This window comes from Bacillus pretiosus, assembly GCF_051294775.1.
Lineage (GTDB): Bacteria > Bacillota > Bacilli > Bacillales > Bacillaceae_G > Bacillus_A > Bacillus_A wiedmannii.
In genome coordinates, this window is sequence record NZ_JBPPHF010000603.1 from 1 (window position 1) to 281 (window position 281).

1 pseudogene is annotated in these 281 nt (G+C 35.9%); it reads right to left on the reverse strand.

The window, feature by feature from the left end:
• Positions 1–28: 28 nt before the first annotated feature.
• Positions 29–281, reverse strand: a pseudogene (locus ACSG5Z_RS32340) (hypothetical protein); the annotation flags it as partial.

Consider the following 281-nt stretch of genomic DNA (forward strand, 5'->3'; position numbering starts at 1 on the left):
TGGGCTATGAGTTGTGTATAAGAGTCAGCTCTGCAGCCATGCTAGAAAGCTTATAGATTCCTTCCATGAACTGATGTAGGTCATGCTCTTTTCTTTCACTACACTGGCTAATCGTTTCAAAATTATCAACAATACCAGATATAACAGTTACAAGGCTTTTTTCGTTCTCTGTATTTGGAACTTCATTTCTTAATTCTTGTTTGTTTTCTTTTTTCATTTCAACAATTGATTCTTTTACAGGCGAATTTCTGTCTCTTATACAGAACTCCCAGCCCACTAGA